This is a genomic window from Pseudomonas syringae group sp. 243L2 (assembly GCF_032587875.1).
Lineage (GTDB): Bacteria > Pseudomonadota > Gammaproteobacteria > Pseudomonadales > Pseudomonadaceae > Aquipseudomonas > Aquipseudomonas amygdali.
This window is the reverse complement of record NZ_JAWHPL010000021.1, coordinates 787,283-808,296: the sequence shown is the minus strand read 5'-3', so window position 1 is coordinate 808,296 and position 21,014 is coordinate 787,283. Positions and strand designations below refer to the sequence as shown.

Sequence of the window (21,014 nt, the reverse complement as noted above, 5' to 3'; positions counted from 1 at the left end):
TGGCCGGGGCTGCTACCTGCACGAGGACATCTTTACCTCAGTGATAGCCGTTTCCTTCGAAGCTGTTAACGCGTCCGCTCCGGTGCCTCACTCGTCATCTGACACTCCCGCGTCGTGGCGTACCTTTTCGCTTCCCGCGAGGACTCCTTTACCTGGCAGCGCCGCTGGGTGTCGTGAGCGGCGTTGAGTTATCAGACAAGCTGATGTGTGAGCGTCCAGCCCTCGCCAGCTAGGAGAATTCTCGATCCGTTGCCATGCGGCGTACCTCTCTCCCGACCTGGTGCTGGTTGCGCTGAGCCTATTGTCAGGCGGCTGATATGCACGCTATGGGATCCAGTGCTATAACGGCGTAGGGCCTTGGAGAGCTGGGCCAGCTGTAGGTTAGCGAAACGTCAAAAAACCAAAAAAATGTTTACTTTGGTGTATAGTTTTATCATTGAATGGCTTCCTCAGGCTTGGATCCAAAATGACCACTCGCACCGGCGTCCTTAAAAACTCTCCTCTAGCTCATGTTCTTGCTTCCGTGAGGTTCGCTCCTTGGCCTCTGCTAGCGAAGAAAATTGATGAGATTCAGAACGACCTCCGTGACGTCCTTCCACTCATGCATCATATCGTTTTGGATAGTCCTGATACGGGGCCGCAAGGCGCAGCTTTTAACCACGAAGCCTGGATGTTGATGCCTTCAGATAAAAGCTATGGAGTGCAAATTAGTAAAGATCAGATTCTGATATTTACTAAAAAATATAAAAGTTATGCGGATTTTGAAGATAAAGTAAAACGAGTAGTAGTTACTTTGTTTTCTTATATGAATTTTATGCATGTGATCAACATGGGTGTTAGATTTGTTGATCATGTCAGGCCTACAGGTACTGAAAAACCTTCAGATTATATTTCAGAAAGGTTTTTGTCTCATGATGTAGGTGAGTTGAAGGCAAGCGGAGGACGGTTTTTAAGCGAATACGATAAAGGTGGTTATAAGCTTAGGGTAAATGTTACATGTGTGCCCGGGGCTTTTTCACTGCCAGAAGATATTTTAAGTGTTTTAGTGGTTTTTAATGGTTTTGATAAACCGTTTCAAGTGGAAGCTTTGAAGGTAAACGAATTTTTAGTAGATATGGACGCTGTAAAAATTACTTCTACCGCAGAAAAGATGACTAAAGAAGATGTTATAAAGGAAATGGGTAAGCTGCATACGGTTGCTAACGGTTTCTTCAGGCATGAAGAGGTTTTTAGTGACTACGCGTTTAAAGTTTGGAAAGGAGAATCCTAATGCTTATATGCGACGCGGAAACGACTAGTTTGGAACAATATCCTTCTGGGTTCGGTGCAATGAAGACGCAGGAGATGTTTATGTCTTCAGCATCGTCTATGAAAGTTCAAGTGAGCAGGACTCAAGGTTTAGCTCTAGGTTTAGGTAATTGGGTAGAACGTGCTGCTTCTGCACAAACTTACATGGGGCGCATTATAGATCAGTCTTTTCCTTCAGGACTTACAGGTATTATAAGAGAGCATCCACGTCTGATTTTAACAGTAGATGACTTTCAGTCTGTTCGGATTGATAGTAGCTTAGTTGTTGTGGCTAAAAATATTGTTTCAGAAGAGGTTGATCAGCCTGAGTTGTCTTTCAAGACTCAGCTCGCAGATGTTCAAGCTAAACTAGGCTTGTCTGTAACGCAAGTTGCTCAGCTTTTTGGTGTTACTCGAAAGTCTGTATATGATTGGTTTGAAGGTTCTGAGCCTAGAAGCGCTTATACAAAGATATTGGATGTGATGTTGTCTGTGATCTCAGAGCATTCTGTTCAATTTAATCTCCAGCGTTTAAAGAATGTATGGTTAACTCCTCTAAGTGGCAGTTCATTTATGGATGTGATCCAAGATGAGTCTTTGGACGAGATTGCCAAACTAAATACGATATCTAAAAAAATAATAGAATTGGCTCCTCGTCTAGGTTCGCAACAACCTACGAAGGGCAGCACTTACCTTGGTAGCGCTCATGTGGCTGATATTGATAGAGTAGCAGATTTTGGCTAATTTTAATGTCGAATTGGCTGAAGCTATTAAGAAGGCTGGCTGGTGGCAAGGCTCTGTAATCTCTGGTGAGAGATTGCAGAGTCACTGTGGCGTTGATGGCGATATATGGTGGATAGTTGCATCGCAAACTTGCAATATTTACAATTCAGATTTTGAAAAAATTCCTGTGGTGGAAGTCGTTGCCGCAACTCGAGTTGCAAAAATAGATAACGCTTTGAGTAAAGGTAATAATCCTCGGCTTCTCCATCTAGAAGCTATTGGGAAAGGGGAGACTGTTTTCTTTGAGGTGAATATCCAGCGACGTATTTGGATTAGTCGAGATGCTTTAGCGGGGATCGGTGATCCAGACTATGACATTGTAGACTCAGATAGGGAGTCAGCGGGCTGGATGAAGTCGCAATGGCTTGATACATTTTCAGGCTGGCTAGCACGGAGCTATACTCGGATAACTTTACCTGATGAGTTTAATGTAATTTTAAAAGAAAGCCGTATTCAAGAAGTGTTAGATGGCAAGATTCTTCGCACTGACAAACTCTATGGTATTTATCTAAATATAGGCTCTGCTTCGAATGACCGGTGGACAGGTGCATTGGGGTTGATGCCGGCGCCCTATTTTCTAGAGATTTTACTCGTAACGGATGAGGATGAAAATCCTATCCCGTTAGTTGATACCCTTAAAAAATCTCTGTTCGAAGAAAAAGTTAAGTTCAAATTTCATGAAGAGGTTTATGACTTTAGATCTAAAATCGCCAGTGATCGTGGAATCACGATAATTCCTGAGGGTATTACTGGATCAAATATTGCTGAGACGTCTATTCTTTCAGTTAAGTCCAGCGTGAGATACACATTGAACGATTTTCTATCCCTTTCAAATGAGTCGGATTTAGATAACTAACGTGGATGTTTTTTTGTTTTTCTAAAAGTCTATAGTTTTCGTTTGACTTGTTCAGAAAATAAATAGTTTCTTTTGGGTTCGCCAAGCAGCTTTAGAGTGTTTTTTTATTTTAGCAAGTTGTTGGCTTTGGTTTTTAGCTTGGTTCATGAATTTGCCTATAGAATTAAAAAACTTTGCGCTAGTGTAGAGTTATTATCGTTTTACTGATCGGATGTGAATATTATAGCTTCCCAGTTTTGGTAGTGTCAGAGACTATGGGATTGCTACAGGTTGATACTGCTAGTCTTTGGTCAAAATCAGTTAATAAAGTTTTTTGATGGTTCTTCAGTATCGCTCTAAGGGTCGTACGCGTGACAAGGATAGGCATAGGACCTATGAGATCGTTTTGCTCGTCCAAAAATCGTGGTTGTGTGTCTGATACTAATTTTTTCATGCCTTGCTTCCGAGTGGAAATTATGTAGGTAACCGCCGCGACGCCTTGCGGCGGTCTAAGTAATATTTAAACCGGAATTTAATCCAGAGTAGGATCTCTATTAATGAAATCTGCAAACTCATCGGATCCGCTCACACTATCACCGTCGAACCTCTCGGTCTTGTCGGAATGTGACGTTTTGCTATTCTCATTGATCGAGGCCGCGACCCTGCCGCCCGCCGTATCTTCTACCGCTGCACTGGCTCGACTGCTTATGCTCTGGCCCACTTGTTCAGCGATGAGCGCCCCGGCACTTGCTGCCAACCTTCCAGTCTGGGCTACCCTCGAAGCATAGCTTGTGTTCTGTCCATTGCCCATGGCTTGCCCAAAAGCCGATTGTTCCGAACCACTCGTGGTGTGCTCCTCGCTGCCGGAACCGTATTCAAAGCTACCTGTGTCAGTGGAGCCGCTGTCGATGTGGGCTTCGGCAGCTTTAAAGGCAGCCGTGAGTGCTGAAGTGCCTCCAGCTATCTCGTTGGCTCCCGCCAACGCGGTGCTCGCTGCCGAAGCTACGGTAGAAGCAGCCATGGTCGTTGCTCCTATCGCAGCTCCAGCGCCGAAACTACCGATGCCTGAGGTCTGCCCTCCAGAGCTGATTATGCCGGCAAGCATTGGGGGTAGCTTATTGACCAGAGTGAGCAATACCACGGATGCGACCAGGAGTACGCATAGGCTATTCAGATCAGGCGTCCCAACTGAAAAGGCTTGGTAGTACTGGTCCAAAAATGATCTTCCTACACCGATCAGAAAAGTCATTGTGAAAAGCTGGATACCGACGCCAAGTACAGTTTTGTAATAGTTAATCGCTATGTCGGAGGTCCATTGGCTACCGCCAAACCCTAGAAGGAAGATCCCGGCGTAGGCCAGCAACCATGCCGAGATGAGCAGCAGAAGCATGTTCACCGCGATCAGTGCAAGGATCACCAACACTACGATAGCTGCCGCGAGCATCAGGGCGGTGACTACCGGGTATAGCAGCGAGGCTGACTCGCTGACCTTGGTGAGAATGTTGAATCCTATGTCCACGATGCTCGACGGGGAAAGGCCGCTTCCAAGTCCAGAAGCGTTTGCGCTGATATCTCGCATGGTGTCGATGATGGACAAAGATATAGCTGGTCCATTGATTAGTAACCACCAAAAGAATCCCAAGGTTACGAAGAATCGAATGGTCTCGACGAAGAAGGCTTGTATGTCGGCGTTACGCAGGATCATCAGGCCATAAGTCCAAACCATGCTGATGGATGCTAACCCCCAAAACAGCCATGAGGCGCGCTCTGTGATCTCGTCTTTCCAAGTCACTGCAACCGTCGAGAAGTTATCCAGGATTTTGTTGAGCATGTCGCCGCTGTCCAGACCCGCTGCTTGAGCCGTACTGCTGAATGCTAGCGCGATGAGCAGCAGGTGGATTGGTAGTAGCCTTTTCATAGAGTCACCATTTCCTGTCTGAGCTTTGGGTGTTTTTATGCCCCAGGACACACGCTTCCTGGTTGTTCGTTTTAGACGACGCCTGCTCTGTTTGTGGCGCTCCGCAACCAGAGGGCTTGCTGTCATCAGCGGCTCCGCAACCACTGGTCAGTAACGCGATGAGGACAAGCCACGTGGTTCGCCGAATGAAAGCATTCATATCGTCACCACTGCCTGTCTGCGCTTTGGCTATTGCGGCCGCTGAGAGCTTTTCGATCCGCAGCAAGCTTCTGAGCGTCACGATCAGCCTCCACCTGTGCGTTGGTTGCGAGCGCGTTTTGCTGTGCAATTAGCAGGCTGCGAATTTGTAAAAGCTGACTGGTTTGTGCGCTGGCAAACTGGTTTGCTGATTGAATAGCCTGCATCTGACCTGTAGCGCCACTCGCAGCACGCTGTATACCTGCAAGTGCTTGGGCATCGGATTGCAAGGTTTCTTGCTGACGCGAGACGCTTGTTAGAAGGGCGTCATTTGCCTTTTTTCTGGCGGTGGTGGCATCGCTCTGCGAGTCGGCAATTGCTTGTTGGTCTTGAGTCATACACGTGTCCATACCGATGCAGGGTGCTTTAGCGTAGTGAGCCGCATCCTGATAACGCGAAAGGTACTGCTCTAAGTTCCCAGCTTGATTTTTGTAGTAGCTGAGTGTGTCCTGAGCCGCGAGTAGCTTTGAAATCGTCTGGTCAGCCTCACTCCAGATGTAGGCCGCCGGCGCAGCTGTGTTCTGTAGCATGTTTTGATATTGCTGAAGCTGAATTTTGTACTGTTCAATCTGTTTGGCTACTGCCGCTACGTTCTGAATTGCACTAATGGTTGTTTGGCTAGTGTTCGCGCCGTCGAATACCGGAACGCCTGCCATTGCGAGGTGAGGTATGGCCGCAGCGATAAGCACACTAATCCATCGTGGGGTTTCGGGAATTTTCATTTGGACTCCAAAGGGTAGGGTGAGCGGAATTTTTTAGCCGCTAAAATTTCAGCGCCTGTACCAGTCGGAGCATTTCGTCCTGGTTGGTCTCAATCCGCTTTAAAAGTGCGCGTACGACTGCGGGCGTCCAATTGCCACCACAGACAGCCAGCTTGGGGTCATCTGTTAACCACAGCTTTAGCAATCCACCCAATCTGCCTTGGTCAGCGTTAATCTTTACGATTTGCAATACGTAGGTGGAATCCAGCGTGCTCTTGACCTCGTATCCGAGGCTCAAGCGGCGTAGATATTCCGCCACTGTCAGACCAACATTTGCTGCGTTCTCTTTAATCGTCTGCTCTTCGTCAGGTAGTACCGGCACTCGCAGATGCTTTCCGTGTTTTCGTGTGTGTTCCTGCTGTTTGTGAGGACTCATTTTTAACCTCCTTCTGGTGTTCATAACGTCGCGGAAGCGACCTGCCTCGCAGAGCAAGACAGCATTGAGTGCCGCAGGCGCGAATACGCGATAGTGAAATTGGCTAACCGACTTGTCGGTTGGCTAACTTCACCTGTCTTGCCCTCGAAATCACCGTTGCTTTTCCAAGTAGTGCTGGTTGCCTCGCTTGGCAAATCACAGTGTTAGGAGCAAATAATCTAGAGTTGGTTGGTTTTTCAACGGCATTAGTCGGTGCTGCGTCAGAAAATGTTGCAGTTGTTTAGCTTGTTAGTTACGTATGTTCGCTGGAGCAACGCTTATTGTTCAATTCCGTATCATCGAGTAGAGGTTTGACGATTGCCCGGGTATGACGGCTGAATGCTTGATAGCCGAAATTTACCATCCCTTCTTCGCGCAAGGTCGTCCAAATGCTGAGTATTGAATAGCCGCGCTGAATAGCCTCTTGGATTTCCTTTTTATGTATCACTACTACTGCTCGATGAGCTAAAGCGCTACGAGGATCTTCGTTTTTGATTACCCGCTCCGCGATTCTGAGGCTCAAGGTTTTCATCGTTGTCTTCCGAAGTAAGTAGCTAGATTTGATGGGGCTTCAGTTGTCGAAAGAGGGTTAAAGCATTTAGCTAGGCCTGCATCTGTTTTTCTTTAACTTACTCAAACTTTCTAATCCTACGGTCGATCGCTCTGCGGGTGTGACACTTGGGGGGCCGAGAGACGGATAGGGTAAGTTTGTATTCGGTGAAGACGTCCTGGTCAGCTCCGATGCGGGCTTTGGCGGAGGCGCCTTAAAGTTGTATTCACCGTTCCGATAGCGTTTGATCACCCCATGAAGCCAGCCAAGCTCGGATTTTTTTATGTCTCCAGCTCTGACCGCAGCGCAGAAATCGTCGAGCATCCTCTGTCGGTCGTATGGTGCGACCTGCTTCAATGCTTTGCGGACCTGAATCTGGGTCTCAGCAAGCATCGTGGCGGTAAACCTGAGGTCCTCTAGGCTTTTCTCATCTTCCGGACCGGGAGCAGTAGTAGTTTTCTTGTTTTTTAAGGTTTTTGTTTTGTATGTATTTATAAGCCCGCGCTTCCCCGAAGGCGGCCGATCCGAGTTCGGGTTTTCCACATCCGGTATTTCGCGCTTTTTATCTAGGTTTTCAACCCCGAGCGCCGTATCTCGAAGGCTCCACTCAACCCCGTCATATTGCCCGCGAGAGTTATTAATTTGGTGCACTGCCAGGTACCCAGCGCTTTTCAGCTCCTCGATTCCTGAGCGAATGGAGGAAATGCCATCCCGGTTATTTTTTGCGATAAGCTCCATGCTCAGATGCTTTGGATTAGGCGGTAGAGAAAGCAATAGCGATAAAATTCCTTTCGCTTTAAAACTGAGGTTTTTATCTTTGAGTATATGATTGTGAATAATGGTGTAGCCATTTTCGGGCTTTGTTTTTTCAACCTTTAGTATGATGCCCATTGGGTTAGTCCTGGTCTAAGGCTTTTGCTACGTCCGTGGTGCGAAAGTAAATCCGTCTGCCTATCTTTACCTTGCAAGGCAAAAATTTACGCGAGACTTCATTGTCGCCGCAGAGACTGAGGCGTAAGCCATTTTTGCTTCTCAGTAGTATCTCGGCTAGCTGATCAATAGAGAGCAGCGGGGCGCCATCGTATTTTTCTAGAATGGTTTGTTCAGTGCTCATAGTATTACTCCGGGTTCGTAAATCTAAAACAATCCTAGAGAAGTTTCGAAGAGCTTAAAAGAGTTTTTTGTTAGGTGGAAGCAGAAAAAATAAATATCCTTTATTTTCAATTGCTTAATTTATCTAGTTTCGATATATCGGTTGTTTTTTCTGGTGTTTTTTTGCGTATTAAAGTATTCTTTTGGTGTGTGATTATTACTTTGGTTATTCGCTTAAAATTTTAGCCGCTAAAATTTGTAATGACACCATTCGATATATCGAAAGTCAGGTTTGTGTTCGAGTCTGATTGCGGCTTGTTTAGCTAAACTTTTAACCTGGGTCGTTGTTTTATTTTATCAATCTTCTTGACTAAATCTTCAGAGCGAAGATGTGTATATCGCTTTAGCATCTGCATGGATTTGTGTCCGCTTATCGCCGAAACTTCTTGGTCGGACAATCCACCCTCGACTAACCGGCTTACAGCCTCATGTCTCAAGTCATGAAATCTAAAGTCGGATAACCCAAGTTCTTTAACCAGTGATCCCCAAATCTTTGTAAAAGCGTAGGGCCGACGCTTTTTGTCTTTACCTGGCTCACCAAAGAAAACAAGTTGGCAGTCGCCTGGTCTTGCAGGGTTTGCCATAGCTGCCTTGAACAGCTCAGTTGCTCGCTTACTTAATGGCACAGTCCGCTGGCCATCGTTCTTCGTGTCTACAAGCTTCACGATGCGTCGTTCCAGATCGACCATAGGCTTACGAAGCGTGCTGATCTCCGCAGAGCGCATGCCCGTTTCCAGGGCGATGCCAACGATCCAGCCCAGCATAGGATTGCTGTATCTATTCACTGCGGCCATCAGCCGCCTCTCCTCATCGGCGGATAGTCGACGATTACGACCTTCACCAGGGCTCGGCTTGCGAATGTTCAGAACGGGGTTAAAGGTCAGGCCCAAGCCCCATTCCTGGATGGCTACGGTAAACAGGTGGCTAAGTAGCGCAAGTTCCAGGCGCACGGTGTTGTTACTGGTGGTTCCAACGCGTCCTTTTTCGTTCAGGCGCTTGTCGCGATACCCTGCGATGATTTCAGCGGATAGGGCAGCCAGTGAATATTTGCCCAGATGCTCGATGAGCTTCTTTGCCTTCGAAGCTTCGCCGCGCTGAGTGGTGGGCTTCTTGGTGGGGGTGATGTCGCTCAAGTAGCGCTTTAGGGCCGCCTCCAGCGTCATGCGCTCGGAGCCGCTGCGCTGGATATACACACCTCTGACCATTTCGTCTTCGGTGCGACGTGACCAGTCCTCCGCATCGCGTTTGGTGCGGAAGGTTTTAGCCACAGTTGGCCAGCCGGTTTTGCGGATCAAAGCCTTCCAAGTGCCGGAAGGAGTTTTGACTAATGTTGCCATCTGAAAGGACTCCAAAGGTGTACTGGCGCACCAGTACTGTACCGATTTTGTACCTTTGGACCATAGGACTGTATTAGTGGAGAACCACCCAGAAACGCGAAAGCCGCGCAATGCGCGGCTTTGAGTATGGTGGGCCCACACGGACTCGAACCGTGGACCAAAGGATTATGAGTCCTCTGCTCTAACCAACTGAGCTATGGGCCCTCAGTAGGCCGCGGATTATAACGGCGGTTTCGCGGCTGTGCTATCCGAAACGTCCGAAAGATTCATAAGAAGAAATCTCTCGCTGAATTCTTCGGGTTGAAGGGGGAGGCTGATGATGTAGCCCTGGATCTGTTCGCAGCCCTCGCGGGTCAGGAATTGCTGCTGTTCGCTGTTCTCCACGCCTTCGGCTATCACGGTCAGTTGCATGCTGCGCCCAAGGGCGATGATGGCGCGGACGATGGCGGCGTCGTGGGTATCTTCGGGCAGACCGCGAACGAAGGACTGGTCGATCTTGAGGATGTCCAGCGGCAGGCGTTTGAGGTAGCTCAGGGAGGAGTAGCCGGTACCGAAGTCGTCGATGGCCAGTTGCACACCGAGTTTCTTCAGTTTGTGCAGCACTGCCAGCGCTTCCTGGGTCTGGCTCATGATGAAGTTTTCGGTGATTTCCAGTTGCAGGCAGCCTGGCTCCAGGCCGTTGTCGGCCAGTAGTTGTTCGATGTGTTCGACAAGGTTCGTCTGGCGCAGTTGAGCGCCTGCAAGGTTGACTGACACGGGGCCGAATGGCTGACAGGTTTTGCGCCATTTGCCCATCTGTTGGCAGGCCTGCTCCAGCACCCATTCGCCGATTTGCAGGATCATGCCGTTTTCTTCGGCCAGCGGTATGAAGTGTTCGGGTGGCACGTCGCCGAAGGTCGGGTGGTTCCAGCGGATCAGCGCTTCTGCGCCTATCAGCGCGTGGGTCAGGAGGCTGATTTTGGGCTGGTAGGCCAGGGATAGCTGATTGCGGTCCAGCGCTCTTCTCAATTCCTGTTCAAGGGCAATGCGTTCGCTGGCCTGTGTGGTCAGGTCGCAGGTGTAGCTTTCGACCCGATTACGGCCCTTGGCCTTGGAGCGGTACATGGCGGCGTCGGCGTTTTTGACCAGTGTTGCTACGTCGGTGCCGTCAGTCGGGAAAACACAGCTGCCAATGCTCGGGCTGATGTAGAGCTCATGTTCGCCAGCTTCAAAAGGCGTGTTGAAGCAGGCCAGCAGTTTGTTGGCGATGGCTTGTGCGTCGCTGGGCTGCAGCAGGCCAGGTAACAGAACGATGAACTCGTCACCACCAAGGCGCGCGACCGTGTCTACATCGCGCAGGGTCTCCTTGAGCCGATGTGCGATGCCTTTGAGCAGCAGATCGCCGACCGGATGGCCCAGGCTGTCGTTGATGTGTTTGAAGCGGTCCAGATCGAGGAACAGCACTGCGCCAAGGCTGCCGGATTCTTCGCTGTGCAGTAATGCCGATTGAAGGCGACTCTCGAACAGGGTTCGGTTGGGCAGGCCGGTGAGCGGGTCGTGATGGGCTTGGTAGTCGAGGCGCGCCTGGGCGTGTTTGAGGCTGGAGATGTCAGCGAAGACGGCGACGAAATGGGTGGTGAGGTTGGCTTTGTTGCGCACTGCATTGATCGTCAGCCAGCTTGGGTAGAGCTCGCCGTTCTTGCGTCGGTTGCTGATCTCGCCCTGCCAGTGGCCATCGGCTGCAAGTTGATGCCACATTGAGGCATAGAACGCGCTGTCATGCTGGCCTGAGGCGAGCAGGCGAGGTGTCTGGCCGATGGCTTCGCTCTCGCTGTAGCCGGTAATCTCAGTGAAGGCACGGTTTACTGCATTGATGCGCTGGTTGGTGTCGGTAATGAGCACGCCCTCGGCTGTGCTCTCGAACACCGTTGCAGCCAAGTGCAGTTTTTCCTGCATTTGTCTGCTTTCGGTTATATCCCGTGCAATCGTCAGCAGGCAGTCGTCGCCTGCGATGACGATCGGGTGCGAGGACAGTTCGCACAGTTTGATACTGCCATCAACATTACGAAGCCGGGCCCTGAAGTCCCGGACGGAGCCGTGCCGCTTCAGTTGCTCAATGAGCCTGGAGCGGTCGCCCAGATCCACCCGGACACCCAGGTCGAATGTCGAGTGCTCAAGGCAGTACGCTTCGCTATACCCCGTGATGCGGCAGAAACCTTCGTTCACCTCTAAAAGCATTCCGTCCTGTTGGCGGGTGATAGCCAGCCCGTCAGGCGAGGCATGAAACGCTTTGGCGAATTTTTCTTCGGAAAGTTGAAGTTGCTGCTGGGCCTGCTTGCGCTGGGTGATATCACGCACTATCACCAGTACGGCTGGCGTCGAGCTCTGGTCGAAAGGCTGGGCGGACATGAGCCCGGAAAAGGTTTCGCCGTTCTTGCGCCGAAAGGGTATCTCCAGGTTATGAATGTTGCCTGTCTGCAGTTGCTGCAAAACTTTTGGGCCTATACCTGGCACTGCCCACAAATCCAGTTGGGTGGGCGTTTTCCCAATCACTTCGTCAAGGGTGAGGCCGGTCCGTTCAACGAACGCCGCATTGGCATCCATGATATGCCCGTCGGCAAGGCTTGCGATAATCATGGCGTCCGGGCACTGAGCGAAGACCGAGGCGAATTTTCCCTCGGACAGGCACGACGCTTCCCGGTCATTGGTGTCGATTATTACTTCACGCATATGCGGCTTACGTCCGTGTCTGACTATCGCTGATATTGTTGTGGCGTGAATTTGTAACAATCACTGGCCAAGGCTCGACTGGCAAGCGCTTGTGTTCTGTGTGATACATAGTTGTAGGTCAATTCGCCATGGCCTGCAATTAGACCGACGTCTGACCTCTGTTTGATTTGATCAATTGACGACTGGACCTGCAAATCCGGATTTCTTTTTCCCGGAAACGCAAAACCCCCGGCAGGCCGGGGGTTTTGTTGACTCGCTGGTGCGATTACTCGTCGAGGAACGAGCGCAGGTGCTCGCTTCTTGTCGGGTGACGCAGCTTGCGCAGTGCCTTGGCTTCTATCTGACGAATCCGCTCGCGTGTAACGTCAAACTGCTTACCGACCTCTTCAAGCGTGTGATCGGTATTCATGTCGATGCCGAAACGCATGCGCAGAACTTTTGCTTCACGGGCGGTAAGGCCCGACAGCACTTCGCGTGTCGCTTCTTTCAGGCTTTCAACAGTGGCGACATCGATTGGCGACTGCATGGTCGAGTCTTCGATGAAGTCACCCAGATGCGAATCTTCGTCGTCGCCGATCGGGGTTTCCATGGAGATCGGCTCTTTTGCGATCTTCAATACCTTGCGGATTTTATCCTCAGGCATTTCCATGCGTTCGCCCAACTCTTCCGGGGTCGGTTCGCGACCCATTTCCTGCAGCATCTGCCGGGAAATACGGTTGAGCTTGTTGATCGTCTCGATCATGTGCACCGGAATACGAATGGTGCGGGCCTGGTCGGCAATCGAGCGAGTGATCGCCTGACGGATCCACCAGGTGGCATAGGTCGAGAACTTGTAGCCACGACGGTATTCGAACTTGTCCACAGCCTTCATCAAGCCGATGTTGCCTTCCTGGATCAGATCGAGGAATTGCAGACCACGGTTGGTGTACTTCTTGGCGATGGAGATAACCAGACGCAAGTTCGCCTCAACCATCTCTTTCTTCGCGCGGCGGGCCTTGGCCTCACCGATCGACATGCGACGGTTGATGTCCTTGATCTCGGCTATTTTCAGGCCGGTCTCTTCTTCCAGTGCCGACAGCTTCTGCTGGCAACGCTGGATGTCAGGCTGCAAACGACCGATGGCTTCGGCGTATTTGCTCTTGCCCTTGGCCAGTGCGTCAGTCCAGCTTTCGTCAACTTCGTTGCCCGGGAACTGGCGCAGGAAGTCGGCGCGTGGCATACGTGCATCACGTACACACAGCTGCATGATGGCGCGTTCCTGAGCACGAAGACGCTCAAGAGCACCCCGCACACGCTCTACCAGACCTTCAAACTGCTTTGGAACCAGTTTGATCGGCATGAACAGTTCGGCAAGTGCAACCATTTCGGCAATGGCGTGCTTGTCGTCGCGACCGAATTTCTTCAGCGCCTTGCGGGTGATTTCCATTTGATCGGAAACCGCACCGAAGCGCTGCTGGGCGATGACCGGATCGGGACCGCTTTCGACTTCGTCTTCGTCGTCGCTGGCGTCTGCCGATTCTTCCTCGTCGTCATCGGTGCCTTCGGCCTTGACGGCTTTGGGGTCGACAGGCGGAGGTACTTCGGCAGGCGGCGAAATGCCGTCGTCCGGGTCGATATAGCCGCTCAGAACATCGGAGAGGCGGCCGCCTTCACTGGTGACACGTGTGTATTCGGAAAGAATATGGTCAACCGTGCCAGGGAAGTGCGCAATTGCGCCCATCACTTCACGGATGCCTTCTTCGATACGTTTGGCGATTTCGATTTCGCCTTCACGGGTCAGAAGTTCAACGGTGCCCATTTCACGCATGTACATACGAACGGGATCGGTGGTACGCCCGATGTCGGTCTCGACCGCTGCCAACGCTGCAGCCGCTTCTTCTGCGGCTGCCTCGTCGGTATCGGCGTCGGCCAGCATCAAGGCGTCCGCATCCGGAGCACTCTCGTGTACCGGGATCCCCATGTCGTTGATCATGCGGATGATGTCTTCCACCTGCTCGGGATCTGAAATATCCTCAGGCAAGTGGTCGTTGACCTCTGCGTAAGTCAGATACTTCTGCTCACGACCCAGGGTGATCAACTCTTTGATACGAGATTGCTGTTGCGCTTTTCCGGACATAACACCCTATCCACTGAAGGTCTTGGCGGGCAAAAAACAAGCCGAGGATTATACCCGAGCTATGACCTCACGCGCCAGTTGAGGTCGGGGTTTGTGCGGGAACATTGCGATTTAGCAGTTCCCTAAGCTGAATTTTCTCTTCTGCGCTCAACTCGGTTTGACGAGCCTTGCTGATCAGATGTTCCAGACTGCGCTCGCGTTGGCGAGCGGATAAGCTAGTTATAGTGTCGAAAAACTGTTGTTCAAGGTTGTCGGCCTCAATCAGCCATTCCTTTTCTGCCAGAGCGCGCAACAAACGGCCCTGTTCAGTCCCGTGCCACCTCGCTATCAACTGTAACGACCGCAGGTTGGGATTCTTTTGCCTGGCTTCGATAAGGGCGACCAGCAGTTGCGCGTTAGATTGGTCTTCTGCAGCGAAATGGCTGGCATTTTCGACCTTTTCGGCCAGTTCAGGGTGATGCAGCAAGGTTCTCAGTGCGGCCTGCATGGGCGGCTCGACAGCGGTCGGTACACGCGGCGTTCGAGGTTCGAAGTCCTGGCGCTTGCCTTTTTTGCCCCAGGATTTGTTGTCCCATTTTTTTTGATTCTGACCGCCGGTTTTCTTTGGCGTCCATTCCTGCTGTGGCTCATAACCGCCTTGAGGCTGGTAATCGGCAAAGTCAGGCATGGCGTCGTAATCGACATAGGGGTCGTAGCTCGGTGGCGCATCCACCGGCGCGCTCTGTACCAACTGACTGACGGCCTCGCCGGTAAGCCCGGTAATTTCGGTCAGGCGTTGGCGCATCAGAATGCGCAGGTTCGCCCCAGGCACTTTATCGATGAGTGGCGCCGCGAGGGTGGCCATGTGCGCCTTGCCTTCCAGCGAGCGTGGGTCAGACTCTTTGGTCAGTTGCTCGAAAAAATAGTCGGCCAGCGGCTGGGCGTGCTGATTGATGCGCGCCTTGAACGCGTCGGTGCCTTCGGAGCGCACCAGCGTGTCCGGGTCTTCGCCCTCGGGAAGAAACAAAAAGCGCGCCCGACGCCCGTCCTGCAGGTTCGACAGGGTGGCTTCCAGTGCCCGCCACGCGGCATTGCGCCCGGCCTGATCGCCGTCGAAGCAGAACAGCACGTTGGGCACGACCCGGAACAGGCGTTTCAAATGCTCCTCGCTGGTCGCGGTACCCAGCGTTGCCACGGCATTGCGCAAACCTTGCTGCGCCAGGGCGATGACGTCCATGTAGCCTTCAACGACGATGATTTCATCGAGGTTGCGATTGAATTTGCGGGCTTCGAACAGCCCGTACAGCTCCTGGCCCTTGTGGAAAACCGGTGTTTCCGGCGAGTTCAGGTACTTGGGCTTGTCATCACCCAGTACGCGACCGCCAAAGGCGATGACGCGTCCGCGCGAGTCGCGTATCGGAAACATCACCCGGTCACGGAAGCGATCATAGCGTTTGCCGGTTTCGGCGTTCTCGATCAGCAGACCGGCATCGATCATGACCTTTTGCTGCAGTGAGTCGCTGCTCAGGTGCTTGTACAGGTTGTCCCAGCCTGGCGGAGCAAAGCCCAGGCCAAAGTCTCTGGCGATTTCACCGGACAGCCCGCGGCCTTTGAGGTAATCCACCGCTGCCTTGCGCGATGGATGGCTTTTCAACGCCTGGCGATAGAACTCGGCGGCGGCGGTCAGCAGCGGGTAGAGCGGGGAATCGGTTGGCTGGCGGGGCTTCTGGCCTTTTACGCCCTGTTCGCGAGGCACTTCCATGCCTGCTGCTTTGGCGAGGTCTTCGACAGCCTGGGGGAAATCCAGATTGTCGTGATCCATGATGAAGCCGAGCGCGTTGCCGCCAGCGCCGCAACCGAAGCAGTAATAGAACTGTTTGTCCGGGCTGACGCTGAAAGAGGGTGTTTTCTCTTTGTGGAACGGGCAGCAGGCGGTGTAGTTCTTCCCGGCTTTCTTGAGCTGCACGCGCGAACTGACTACATCGACAATGTCGGTGCGGTTCAGAAGGTCGTCGATAAAGCTCTGGGGAATCAGCCCGGCCATGGCGTTCTCATCATTCAAGCGTGGTGCAAAAGTATCGGGAGACTCTACGAGCGTTCCGTCAGCCTGTCAGCCGTCTTTTTGAAGACGTGGGCAATCAACGGGCACGTCTTTGCATCCGATGGTCGGTGTGGGCCTGAAAGGGAAATAAACTTGAGCCTGCGGGCAGGTCATAAGGCTTCACGCTGGGTGTCCACCTGAGGGTGACAAAACCCGGATACATAAGCCTGGGTGCACGGAAGACGCTGCCTTGGCTGAGCTTCTTGCGAAGTCATCAAGGCATACTCGTCTTATCATCGACCGGTCTGCTGCCCGAGTGGGCATGGCCGATGTAGCCTGTGAACAGGCTGGACGTGCTTGATTGAATGTCTGAGTCGCATCGGCGGCCTGGACGAGGTCAATCAATCTAGCTAACGCGCAATCCAGTTAACGCAAAAAAGCGAAGCTGGAACTGCCGACAGCCCGGCTGGTTGGCCGGGCAAGGCAGAAGCTTGCGACGAAGGTCTGTAAATTAATACAGACGAACGGCGCGGCGCTGTTCGCGCTGGACTTTCTTGGCGTGGCGTTTGACAGCAGCTGCTGCCTTGCGCTTACGCTCCGAAGTCGGCTTCTCGTAAAATTCGCGGCTACGAACTTCAGCCAGAACACCGGCTTTTTCGCAGGAGCGCTTGAAACGACGCAGAGCTACGTCGAAGGGTTCGTTCTCTTTAACTTTGACGGCTGGCATCCAGAGCTACCTTCATTCATTACCGGGGTCAACGCTTAGTGCAAACACTGCACAAAAGTACGTCGGTTTTTAAGGGTTGCGGATGTTAACCCCTCATTGAGAGGAATGCAAAGCCTCTGATCGAAAACCGCTGGTCGGCACCTCGGTCGACGACTATTATGCGCGCCTTCAAATCTGCCCCCTACAAGGCGCAACCCCATGCTAGTACTGGGATTAGAAACCTCCTGCGACGAAACCGGTGTCGCGTTGTACGACAGCGAACGCGGTTTGCTCGCGGACGCATTATTCAGCCAGATCGACCTGCATCGTGCCTATGGCGGTGTGGTGCCGGAGCTGGCTTCGCGCGATCACGTCAAGCGCATGCTGCCGCTGATTCGCCAGACACTGGCCGAGGCGGACTGCGTGGCCACTGACATCGACGCCATTGCCTACACGGCCGGACCGGGTCTGGTAGGTGCATTGCTGGTCGGTGCCTCGTGCGCTCAGGCGCTGGCATTCGCCTGGGATATCCCGGCGTTGGGCGTTCACCACATGGAAGGCCATTTGCTGGCTCCGATGCTGGAAGAAAACCCGCCGCAGTTCCCGTTCGTCGCGTTGCTGGTGTCCGGTGGGCACACGCAACTGGTACGCGTCGATGGCATCGGTCAGTACGAACTGCTGGGCGAGACGCTGGACGATGCAGCAGGCGAGGCGTTCGACAAGACCGCCAAAATGATGGGCATGCAGTACCCAGGCGGCCCGGAGATTTCCAAAGCGGCGATGCAGGGTGTGGCGGGGCGTTTTGTCTTTCCCCGGCCAATGACTGATCGTCCCGGGCTGGAATTCAGTTTCAGCGGGTTGAAAACTTCTGCGCTCAATACCTGGCAGCAATGTCAGGGCGCTGGAGACGACAGCGAGCAAACCCGCTGCGACATCGCTCTGGCGTTCCAGCAGGCGGTAGTGGAGACTTTGACCATCAAGTGCAAGCGTGCGCTCAAACAGACTGGCCTCAAGAGCCTGGTCATTGCGGGTGGCGTCAGCGCGAATAAGGCGCTGCGGGCTTCGCTGGAAAGCATGCTCGGCGACCTGCGCGGAAATGTTTACTACGCAAGGCCCGAGTTCTGTACCGATAACGGCGCAATGATCGCCTTTGCGGGCTGTCAGCGTTTGCAGGCAGGGCAGAAGGAAGATTTGAGCATCAGCGTGCAGGCGCGTTGGCCCATGGAGCAGTTGCCGGGGCTGTGATGACAGGCGAGGGTGCGATGATTCCAGGTTGCCCTTCAGAAATGTCGTTCGCGCCCGGCGAGCAGGTCGCGTAGATTGCCGCGATGGCGCCAGACGATGAGCAGCGTCAATACGCTCATCGGCAACAGCGCATGAGGTTCTTGCCATGCCAGTAATGGCAGGGTCAGCGGTGTGGCAATCAGGGCGGCGAGCGAGCTGGTACGCGTCAGGTAGAGCGTCAGCAACCAGGCCGCTATCGCCAGGGCGGCTGCGGGCGGGTACAGCCCCAGCAGCACGCCGGCGGCTGTTGCGACACCTTTGCCCCCACGGAAGCGAAAGTACACTGGGAACATGTGGCCCAGCACTGCGCAGACGCCGATCCAGCCCTGTTGCGCGATGTTCAGGTTCGAGGCGCTGGCGATCAGGATTGGCAGCAGGCCTTTGCAGAGGTCGCCAAGCAGGGTCAGGATGGCCAGTTTTTTTCCGGCCAGACGCAGCATGTTGGTAGCACCGGCATTGCCCGAGCCACTGGCGCGCGGGTCTGGCCTGCCGCTCAGGCGGCTGAGCAGAATGGCGAAGGACAGCGAGCCAAGCAGGTAGGCGAAGGTGGCCAGTAACCAAAACATGCTAACCATTCCGGGCGAGGATGCCCTGATTCTAACGGCGCATCGCGCCCTTGTCGTGCAGTGGAGAGTAGTGCTTGGACAGAGTTTTCATCGAGGGCCTTGAGGTTGATACGGTCATCGGCGCCTATGACTGGGAGCGCGGCATTCGCCAGTGCCTGCGTCTGGACCTCAGCTTCGCCTGGGACAATCGCCCTGCAGCGGCAGGCGACGACCTGAGCAAGGCCCTCGACTACGCCAGTGTTTCGACACGTATTCAGGCTTTCGCCGAGCAGGCTCAGTTTCAGTTGGTAGAGACCTTCGCTGAGCGGCTGGCTGAAGTGCTGATGAGCGAATTCAATATTCCCTGGCTGCGTCTGAAACTGACCAAGCCGGGTGCCGTAGCGGCCGCTGCCGGTGTGGGCGTGGAGATCGAGCGCGGATGTCGCTGACGCGGATTTTCCTCGGCCTGGGGAGCAATATCGAGCGCGAACGTCACCTGCATGCCGGGCTGGATGCGCTGGATGGCTTTTTGACTGACCTCAGTTGCTCGCCGGTTTTTGAAAGCCATGCGGTGGGCATCAAGAGCGGGCCATTCTTCAATCTGGTGGTGTCGGCGTTGACCGATCTGCCGTTGATGGAGCTTGATCGCCGTCTGAAATTCATTGAGGCCGACAATGGCCGCTATGCCCCGGATCGCAAAGGGCTGCCGCTGGATATCGATGTGCTGTTGTATGGCGAGCAGGTCGGTAATTTCGACGGGCTGATTTTGCCCAGAGCGGAAATTCTGAAGAATGCCTTCGTGCTGTGCCCATTGGCATTGATTGCCCCTGAACGTCTGCATCCGGGTGTGGGGATTGCCTTCAGCAAGCTTTGGGCTGACGCGCAGATCGATCAGCAGCTCTGGCCGGTAGCGTTTGAGTGGCGCGGCATGGGTCTTACGCCTGAGAGTCTGCTGCGTAGCTAGCTGAGTGGGTTCGTGGTTCTCGGGTGCTGAGGATCGGACGCAGAGCGTCCAGGGCTGCGCTCCCACGCTGGAGCGTGGGAGCGATAGTAGTCAGTTAGAGTCAGGCGACGTGCTCCGCCTTATAGATTTTCAGCGCCTTGAGGCGTTCGTTCTTTAGCGCGTCGCCCAGTTCCTTGCCCTTGAAGCCTTTCTCCAGCAGCGGCTGTACTGACACCGCTCGAGCGGCCTGCGCTGCACCGCGCAGGTAATCAGCCTGTGGATAACTGCGTTGTTCGAAGCCGTGACGTCCTCGCGCGTCCATCTCGCACGCCGCAATGAACTCTTCAAAACGCTGCGGGCGGCGGTAGACGTCGAAACTTTGCAACAGCTCCAGCAAAGTCGAGGGTTTCAGTTCCAGCGCCCGATGGCCGTGGGTGTGGTACTGGCCGACCAGCAGTGCCAGTTCCTGACATTCCCTGGGCACCCGAAAACGCTCGTTGACCGCTTTAATCAGGCGCAGGCCGGTATGTTCATGGGCAATGTGCCTGGGCCATTCGGCTTCTGGCGTCAGCCCTTTGCCCAGATCGTGCAGCAGGCAGGCCCAGCGTACGGTCAGCGGGTGTTTGTGAATCGCAGATTGCTCTAGCACGCTGAGAACATGTACGCCGGTGTCAATTTCCGGATGATGCGCAGCGGGCTGCGGCACGCCAAACAGCGCTTCAACCTCAGGCATCAGTTCCTTGAGTGCGCCGCAGTCGTGCAGTACCTGGATGAACACCTGAGGCTGATCTTCCATGAGTGCGCGAGAGATTTCTTTCCAGCTTCGTTCGGCAGTCAGCGCCTTGAGTTCGCCGGATTCACTGAGCTGGCGCATCAGCCCCAAGGTCTCGGGTGCGATGGTGAAACCGTAACGTGCGTAGCGCGCTGCGAACCGGGCCACGCGCAAGACCCTAAGCGGATCTTCGGCGAATGCGGGGGAAACGTGGCGCAATATTCGCGCTTCAAGGTCTTTCTGACCGTTATACGGGTCGGTCAGGTTACCGTCCTTGTCTTCGGCCATGGCATTGATCGTCAGGTCGCGCCGAATCAGGTCCTGCTCAAGCGTTACCTCGGGGCTTGCATGAAAAACAAAGCCTCCATAGCCCACGCCGCTTTTGCGCTCGGTGCGCGCCAGCGCGTATTCCTCATTGGTCAGCGGGTGCAGAAACACCGGGAAGTCTGTGCCGACCGGGCGATAGCCCTTGACCAGCATGTCCTCAGTGCTCGCGCCGACCACGACCCAATCGATATCAGTGACAGGTTGACCCAGGAGGCGGTCCCGTACAGCACCGCCCACTTTATAAATCTGCATAAAAAGCCTCCGTAAGCGCGACAGGATAAACCTTGTGCCGTGCTTGCGGAGGCTAAAGCTGCATG

At 53.4% G+C, this 21,014-nt stretch carries 19 protein-coding genes and 1 tRNA gene; 6 read left to right on the top strand and 14 right to left on the bottom strand.

Going from position 1 to position 21,014, the window contains the following annotated elements; all coding sequences use genetic code 11:
* Positions 1 to 466 precede the first annotated feature (466 nt).
* The 3 genes from RYB66_RS16610 to RYB66_RS16600 all read left to right on the top strand — a co-directional run bounded on the left by RYB66_RS16610 (position 467) and on the right by RYB66_RS16600 (position 2,926).
* Positions 467 to 1,270: a TIGR04255 family protein gene (locus RYB66_RS16610; protein WP_284403568.1), complete on the top strand. Its 804-nt coding sequence runs from the start codon at positions 467 to 469 to the stop codon at positions 1,268 to 1,270.
* Positions 1,271 to 1,350: 80 nt separating this feature from the next.
* The gene (locus RYB66_RS16605; RefSeq protein ID WP_284403570.1) at positions 1,351 to 2,031 is read left to right on the top strand and encodes a hypothetical protein; all 681 of its coding nucleotides are present in this window, start codon (positions 1,351 to 1,353) and stop codon (positions 2,029 to 2,031) included.
* Positions 2,024 to 2,926: a hypothetical protein gene (locus RYB66_RS16600; RefSeq protein ID WP_316894894.1), complete on the top strand. Its 903-nt coding sequence runs from the start codon at positions 2,024 to 2,026 to the stop codon at positions 2,924 to 2,926. The genes RYB66_RS16605 and RYB66_RS16600 overlap by 8 nt, the downstream gene beginning before the upstream one ends.
* Before the next feature lie 511 nt (positions 2,927 to 3,437).
* Here RYB66_RS16600 and trbL read toward each other — a convergent pair.
* The 12 genes from trbL to rpsU form a co-directional block, all read right to left on the bottom strand.
* Positions 3,438 to 4,874 (bottom strand): P-type conjugative transfer protein TrbL, encoded by a 1,437-nt coding sequence (gene trbL / locus RYB66_RS16595; RefSeq protein WP_284403574.1) that lies wholly within the window; start codon positions 4,872 to 4,874, stop codon positions 3,438 to 3,440.
* Positions 4,875 to 5,026: 152 nt separating this feature from the next.
* The gene (gene trbJ, locus RYB66_RS16590) at positions 5,027 to 5,782 is read right to left on the bottom strand and encodes a P-type conjugative transfer protein TrbJ (protein ID WP_316894889.1); all 756 of its coding nucleotides are present in this window, start codon (positions 5,780 to 5,782) and stop codon (positions 5,027 to 5,029) included.
* Positions 5,783 to 5,822: 40 nt separating this feature from the next.
* Complete coding sequence (gene traJ / locus RYB66_RS16585; protein ID WP_024651933.1) at positions 5,823 to 6,197, bottom strand: conjugal transfer transcriptional regulator TraJ; 375 nt, start codon at positions 6,195 to 6,197, stop codon at positions 5,823 to 5,825.
* Between the two features lie 292 nt (positions 6,198 to 6,489).
* Entirely contained in the window at positions 6,490 to 6,768 is a 279-nt protein-coding gene (locus RYB66_RS16580; RefSeq protein WP_096135284.1) for a TraK family protein, read from the bottom strand.
* Between the two features lie 66 nt (positions 6,769 to 6,834).
* Positions 6,835 to 7,677, bottom strand: coding sequence for a phage replication protein (locus RYB66_RS16575; protein WP_316894885.1), 843 nt, complete (start codon positions 7,675 to 7,677; stop codon positions 6,835 to 6,837).
* 4 nt (positions 7,678 to 7,681) lie between these two features.
* Positions 7,682 to 7,900 carry a hypothetical protein gene (locus RYB66_RS16570; RefSeq protein ID WP_003316232.1) on the bottom strand — a complete coding sequence of 73 codons (219 nt, stop codon included), beginning with the start codon at positions 7,898 to 7,900 and terminating at the stop codon, positions 7,682 to 7,684.
* 301 nt (positions 7,901 to 8,201) lie between these two features.
* Complete coding sequence (locus tag RYB66_RS16565) at positions 8,202 to 9,275, bottom strand: site-specific integrase (RefSeq protein ID WP_316894882.1); 1,074 nt, start codon at positions 9,273 to 9,275, stop codon at positions 8,202 to 8,204.
* A 127-nt stretch (positions 9,276 to 9,402) separates the two neighbouring features.
* Positions 9,403 to 9,479, bottom strand: a tRNA-Ile gene (locus tag RYB66_RS16560).
* 15 nt (positions 9,480 to 9,494) lie between these two features.
* Entirely contained in the window at positions 9,495 to 11,972 is a 2,478-nt protein-coding gene (locus tag RYB66_RS16555) for an EAL domain-containing protein (protein WP_410478413.1), read from the bottom strand.
* 277 nt (positions 11,973 to 12,249) lie between these two features.
* A complete protein-coding gene (rpoD, locus tag RYB66_RS16550; RefSeq protein ID WP_316894879.1) occupies positions 12,250 to 14,100 on the bottom strand; it encodes an RNA polymerase sigma factor RpoD in 1,851 nt (616 codons plus the stop codon).
* A gap of 67 nt (positions 14,101 to 14,167) precedes the next feature.
* On the bottom strand, positions 14,168 to 16,123 hold the full coding sequence (gene dnaG, locus RYB66_RS16545; RefSeq protein ID WP_005744009.1) for a DNA primase: 1,956 nt from the start codon (positions 16,121 to 16,123) through the stop codon (positions 14,168 to 14,170).
* A 508-nt stretch (positions 16,124 to 16,631) separates the two neighbouring features.
* The gene (gene rpsU / locus RYB66_RS16540) at positions 16,632 to 16,847 is read right to left on the bottom strand and encodes a 30S ribosomal protein S21 (protein ID WP_002551877.1); all 216 of its coding nucleotides are present in this window, start codon (positions 16,845 to 16,847) and stop codon (positions 16,632 to 16,634) included.
* Between the two features lie 198 nt (positions 16,848 to 17,045).
* Between rpsU and tsaD the strand changes: the two genes are divergently transcribed.
* On the top strand, positions 17,046 to 18,071 hold the full coding sequence (gene tsaD, locus RYB66_RS16535) for a tRNA (adenosine(37)-N6)-threonylcarbamoyltransferase complex transferase subunit TsaD (RefSeq protein ID WP_002551878.1): 1,026 nt from the start codon (positions 17,046 to 17,048) through the stop codon (positions 18,069 to 18,071).
* Positions 18,072 to 18,106: 35 nt separating this feature from the next.
* Here tsaD and plsY read toward each other — a convergent pair whose 3' ends face one another.
* Complete coding sequence (gene plsY / locus RYB66_RS16530) at positions 18,107 to 18,676, bottom strand: glycerol-3-phosphate 1-O-acyltransferase PlsY (protein WP_316894875.1); 570 nt, start codon at positions 18,674 to 18,676, stop codon at positions 18,107 to 18,109.
* Between the two features lie 74 nt (positions 18,677 to 18,750).
* On the opposite strand from plsY, the gene folB reads away from it, so the two are divergent.
* On the top strand, positions 18,751 to 19,104 hold the full coding sequence (gene folB / locus RYB66_RS16525) for a dihydroneopterin aldolase (protein ID WP_002551880.1): 354 nt from the start codon (positions 18,751 to 18,753) through the stop codon (positions 19,102 to 19,104).
* The gene (gene folK, locus RYB66_RS16520; protein WP_005744007.1) at positions 19,095 to 19,619 is read left to right on the top strand and encodes a 2-amino-4-hydroxy-6-hydroxymethyldihydropteridine diphosphokinase; all 525 of its coding nucleotides are present in this window, start codon (positions 19,095 to 19,097) and stop codon (positions 19,617 to 19,619) included. The genes folB and folK overlap by 10 nt, the downstream gene beginning before the upstream one ends.
* A gap of 100 nt (positions 19,620 to 19,719) precedes the next feature.
* On the opposite strand, the gene RYB66_RS16515 is transcribed toward folK, so the two are convergent.
* A complete protein-coding gene (locus tag RYB66_RS16515) occupies positions 19,720 to 20,949 on the bottom strand; it encodes a multifunctional CCA addition/repair protein (protein ID WP_005744006.1) in 1,230 nt (409 codons plus the stop codon).
* Between the last annotated feature and the right edge of the window lie 65 nt (positions 20,950 to 21,014).

Coding starts and splice junctions, on each gene's coding strand:
- RYB66_RS16515 (WP_005744006.1), bottom strand. CDS start 20,949: ATGCAGATTTATAAAGTGGGCGGTGCTGTACGGGACCGCCTCCTGGGT.
- tsaD (WP_002551878.1), top strand. CDS start 17,046: ATGCTAGTACTGGGATTAGAAACCTCCTGCGACGAAACCGGTGTCGCG.
- dnaG (WP_005744009.1), bottom strand. CDS start 16,123: ATGGCCGGGCTGATTCCCCAGAGCTTTATCGACGACCTTCTGAACCGC.
- RYB66_RS16570 (WP_003316232.1), bottom strand. CDS start 7,900: ATGAGCACTGAACAAACCATTCTAGAAAAATACGATGGCGCCCCGCTG.
- rpsU (WP_002551877.1), bottom strand. CDS start 16,847: ATGCCAGCCGTCAAAGTTAAAGAGAACGAACCCTTCGACGTAGCTCTG.
- folK (WP_005744007.1), top strand. CDS start 19,095: ATGTCGCTGACGCGGATTTTCCTCGGCCTGGGGAGCAATATCGAGCGC.
- RYB66_RS16610 (WP_284403568.1), top strand. CDS start 467: ATGACCACTCGCACCGGCGTCCTTAAAAACTCTCCTCTAGCTCATGTT.
- RYB66_RS16575 (WP_316894885.1), bottom strand. CDS start 7,677: ATGGGCATCATACTAAAGGTTGAAAAAACAAAGCCCGAAAATGGCTAC.
- trbJ (WP_316894889.1), bottom strand. CDS start 5,782: ATGAAAATTCCCGAAACCCCACGATGGATTAGTGTGCTTATCGCTGCG.
- RYB66_RS16580 (WP_096135284.1), bottom strand. CDS start 6,768: ATGAAAACCTTGAGCCTCAGAATCGCGGAGCGGGTAATCAAAAACGAA.
- traJ (WP_024651933.1), bottom strand. CDS start 6,197: ATGAGTCCTCACAAACAGCAGGAACACACACGAAAACACGGAAAGCAT.
- RYB66_RS16605 (WP_284403570.1), top strand. CDS start 1,351: ATGTCTTCAGCATCGTCTATGAAAGTTCAAGTGAGCAGGACTCAAGGT.
- RYB66_RS16565 (WP_316894882.1), bottom strand. CDS start 9,275: ATGGCAACATTAGTCAAAACTCCTTCCGGCACTTGGAAGGCTTTGATC.
- plsY (WP_316894875.1), bottom strand. CDS start 18,676: ATGTTTTGGTTACTGGCCACCTTCGCCTACCTGCTTGGCTCGCTGTCC.
- rpoD (WP_316894879.1), bottom strand. CDS start 14,100: ATGTCCGGAAAAGCGCAACAGCAATCTCGTATCAAAGAGTTGATCACC.